This window comes from Bacillus sp. NPDC060175, from assembly GCF_042728695.1.
In the GTDB taxonomy this organism is placed as follows: Bacteria; Bacillota; Bacilli; order Bacillales; family Bacillaceae_G; genus Bacillus_A.
In genome coordinates, this window is the sequence record NZ_JBHWYR010000176.1 from 1 (window position 1) to 2630 (window position 2630).

Genomic DNA, 2630 nt, shown 5'->3' on the forward strand with positions numbered 1-2630 from the left:
GATATATATTATATTAGGTTTTAACGTACTATCCGAAAAATGAGCATCTCTTGATTATCTAAAAGGTAATAGTCTTTCACTAAGTAAAAAATAAATTTAAATACTTGAAGATACTGATGGTATTATTTTATAAAAGATGTGTACTCAGTATGAAAAGGAAAATTAGTTTAAATAGAAGCATTATCAGTATGAACTAAAGGGAAGAGATGTATTAATTGCTCAGACAACAATTATACGCTGAGTTTATCCATATAGACCTTAAGTAGAAGAGACACTACAATATCATCTTAAATGAGCAAATAACTCATGAGGAGTCGATAAAACCTATATTAGAGTAAAAAGAAAACTTATTTTGTCGAACAAGTCTGTCTAAGATCAAAAACACTTTATTCATAAAGTGTTTTGTTTAGCTTCATAAGCTAGAAATGTAGAAAAAATTTCTACTCTATGTTTTTATAATTTAATTTTGGATGGTTCTGATACAAAATTAAATTATAAAAATTATGGAAATCATTTGAAGTTTACAAGATTCCCTTTGTATATTGAAAATATGCCAAGCTTTCTAAAGAAATGACAAAAAATATAGAATACTTTATTTAATAAATCTTGTTTTAGAAATTAAAATAAATAAAAACATTAGAATTAATTTTTGATCTTTCATACTTACTACAGCAAGCTATTGAAGATTTACGCTTAGTAAATTTCAAAGATAATCCATGTTATATAGAAATTACACATTAAACGTGAAGTTGAACAAAATGGACATTTGGTTAGGAGGATGAGTAGTTGCTTAAATTTAGAACGGCATTAGCAAATATGTCTCAGGACGAATTATTAAACTTTATTTGGTTATACAACGAGTATATAAAAGAAATCGAAAAGATTAATAAGGAAGAAGGGGAAGATGCTTTTCCTGTTCAGATAGATGAATTCCATAAAACCTTATATCCGCAAATGATAAGGTGAATAAAATGATTAAACCAATAGCAATTCTCGTAGGCGTTGCCGTGATCTGGGTGGCGTCTTGTTTGTTGTTAAGGAAAGATAAGGTAAGGAGTGAATTTTTTTGAAAAATTCGAAAAATAAACACTATTAGCACTTTAAGTGGTATAATTTTCTTGTTATTGGAATTAAAATGAAAATATAGATAAATAAAGGGGATAAGGTGATTTGGATGGGGGATTCTGATCATAGAGAAACAAAAGCAATATTAAAGATATGGTTCATCTATATACCACTTGCATTAGGGGAACTCATTTTTTCAAATATTATAGGCTACTTTAAAAAAATAAAAATAAAGATTTTGCATTGGAAAAACAATTAATCTATTTAATTGTTTTTTTATTTTCCCCCTAACAAAACAAACGAACACAACGAACGAAAATAGATATAGTTAAATGTCCTGATTAGGTCTACCCTATACGGACGTATAAGAGCGAACGAATTTATCGTACTTCACAATGTCCTGTTTATATGTACGGAAAATAAATGGTATTATGTACTTAGAATTAATTTCCGAACACGTTAACGGACAAAGGGGAAGATATTATGATAATTGGTTATGCTCGTGTCTCTACACAAGAACAAAATTTAGCTAGGCAATTGAAACAGCTAAATGATTATGGATGTGATCATGTGTATGAAGAAAAAACAAGCGGAGCAACAACGAATAGAGAAGAACTACAGTTAATGCTCGATAACTTAAGTGAAGGTGACACAATTGTAGTTACCGATTTAACTCGTATTAGTCGTAGTACAAAGGATTTATTCGAACTCATTGAGATCATTAAGAGTAAGGGTGCATCAATTAAATCAATAAAGGATACATGGCTAGATACTACAAGTGATAATCCATACAGTACTTTCCTGCTCACTGTGATGGCTGGTGTTAACCAGTTAGAAAGGGACTTACTTAAGATGCGCCAACGAGAGGGGATAGACCTTGCTAAACAACGTGGTGTATATAAGGGGAGACCTAAAAAATACGGTGATAAAAACCCTAAAATGGAGCACACTTTAGAGCTGCTTGCTAATCGTGAAGAAAATAGATACACAGTAAAGAAGATATGTGAAGTTACTGGTGTAAGTCGTACGGTTCTTTATGAGAGAGCAAAAGAAAAAGGGATTATGTAGGAGGGGAAAGGTATGGGAGAATTAAACTTTATAAATTTTAAAGAATTTAATAATAAAATACACAATCTTGATAGTGGTGTTTACTTAATTGCAGATCATAACGACAAAATTGTTTATGTAGGTAAAGCTTTTAAAATAAAAAATACCAGGCGTCTAATCATAAGACGTTCTTTTTTTTGATTGGAAAACTCAAAATAACAATAACAACCGTTTTTGATAGTTTTAACAAGCATTAAATTTTTAATCATTAAGATCTTTACTTTATTTTTATGAAAAACACCTTATTGCTAGATATAGTGAAGCAAAAATACAGGTTATTGCCGTTTCTGTTCTGTTACTACACAAACCCCTACTTCTTCACCATGTGCTTTTATATCTTTTTTTAATTGATTCACAACATCTTTATTAAGATGGGGGTTTATGCTTTCCTGTAATTTTTCATCTTTATCGAAGCCAACTTCTTCTTTATTATTAACTTTTATTTTTCTAACTATGAG

4 protein-coding genes are annotated in these 2630 nt (G+C 29.8%); 3 read left to right on the plus strand and 1 reads right to left on the minus strand.

Going from position 1 to position 2630, the window contains the following annotated elements:
• The first annotated feature begins 786 nt into the window (after window positions 1-786).
• The 3 genes from ACFWDE_RS30285 to ACFWDE_RS30295 all read left to right on the plus strand — a co-directional run bounded on the left by ACFWDE_RS30285 (window position 787) and on the right by ACFWDE_RS30295 (window position 2313).
• Window positions 787-966: a hypothetical protein gene (locus ACFWDE_RS30285; RefSeq protein WP_377896368.1), complete on the plus strand. Its 180-nt coding sequence runs from the start codon at window positions 787-789 to the stop codon at window positions 964-966.
• Between the two features lie 582 nt (window positions 967-1548).
• A complete protein-coding gene (locus ACFWDE_RS30290; protein WP_377896369.1) occupies window positions 1549-2133 on the plus strand; it encodes a recombinase family protein in 585 nt (194 codons plus the stop codon).
• A gap of 12 nt (window positions 2134-2145) precedes the next feature.
• Window positions 2146-2313 carry a hypothetical protein gene (locus tag ACFWDE_RS30295; protein WP_377896370.1) on the plus strand — a complete coding sequence of 56 codons (168 nt, stop codon included), beginning with the start codon at window positions 2146-2148 and terminating at the stop codon, window positions 2311-2313.
• Between the two features lie 134 nt (window positions 2314-2447).
• On the opposite strand, the gene ACFWDE_RS30300 is transcribed toward ACFWDE_RS30295, so the two are convergent.
• On the minus strand, window positions 2448-2630 hold a 183-nt coding region (locus ACFWDE_RS30300; protein ID WP_377896371.1), incomplete at its 5' end, for a hypothetical protein.

Bases quoted from the DNA above. Each gene is read 5' to 3' on its own strand.
- ACFWDE_RS30290 (WP_377896369.1), top strand. From the start codon at position 1,549: ATGATAATTGGTTATGCTCGTGTCTCTACACAAGAACAAAATTTAGCT.
- ACFWDE_RS30295 (WP_377896370.1), top strand. From the start codon at position 2,146: ATGGGAGAATTAAACTTTATAAATTTTAAAGAATTTAATAATAAAATA.